The sequence below is a fragment of the Microbispora sp. CSR-4 genome, from assembly GCF_008033685.1.
Taxonomy (GTDB): Bacteria; Actinomycetota; Actinomycetes; order Streptosporangiales; family Streptosporangiaceae; genus Microbispora.
In genome coordinates this window covers 1-931 of the sequence record NZ_VJVX01000193.1, presented here as the reverse complement: position 1 = coordinate 931, position 931 = coordinate 1, and the positions used below count along the sequence as shown (strand labels likewise).

Sequence of the window (931 nt, the reverse complement as noted above, 5' to 3'; positions counted from 1 at the left end):
CGCGACGCAGGACTCGTTCTGCGCCGGCACCACCTGCGTGATCACGATCATCTACGACCAGTCCGGCCGCAACAACCGCCTCACCCAGGCGCCTCCCGGCTACTGGAAGGGCCCTGCCGCGGGCGGATGGGACAACCTCGCTGACGCGAAGGCGGCCCCGATCACCATCGGCGGCCAGAAGGCGTACGGCGTCCGCGTGGAGCCCGGCACGGGCTACCGCAACAACAACACCAACGGTGTCGCGACCGGCGACCAGCCCGAGGGCATCTACGCCGTCGTCGACGGCACGCACTACAACCAGTGGTGCTGCTTCGACTACGGCAACGCGCAGACGGACGGCCAGGCCGACGCCCCCGCCATCATGGAGACGGTCTACTTCGGCGCCGACAAGCAGTGGGGCTACGGGTCCGGAGCCGGTCCCTGGATCATGGCCGATCTGGAGTGGGGACTGTTCTCCGGGGTGAACGCGGGCTACAACGACCTCGCACCCATCAACCACCGCTTCGTCACCGCCATCGTCAAGGGCGAGCCGAACCACTGGGCGATCCGGGGCGGCGACGCGCAGTCGGGCGGCCTGACGACCTATTTCGACGGACGTCGCCCCAACGGCTACAACCCGATGAAGAAGGAAGGCGCCATCCTGCTCGGCATCGGCGGCGACAACAGCGTCTCCGGGCGCGGCACCTTCTACGAGGGCGTGCTGACCTCCGGCTATCCGACGGAGGCCACCGAAAACGCCGTACAGGCGAACATCGCCGCCGCCGGCTACGCGACGGCGGGAGGCGGCGGCCCGCAGCAGAACGCCGAGATCGTCGGTGGCCAGTCCGGCCGTTGCGTCGACGTGCCGAACGCCGGCACCACCAACGGCACCCAGGTCCAGCTGTGGGACTGCAACGGACAGACCAACCAGCGGTGGACGTACACCTCCGGC

Annotated in this window: 1 protein-coding gene; it reads left to right on the top strand. The window is 69.0% G+C overall.

The features are described from left to right. Nucleotides 1-931, top strand: a 931-nt coding sequence (locus FLV34_RS43165) for an arabinofuranosidase catalytic domain-containing protein (RefSeq protein ID WP_187280885.1), incomplete at both ends; no start/stop codon positions are given.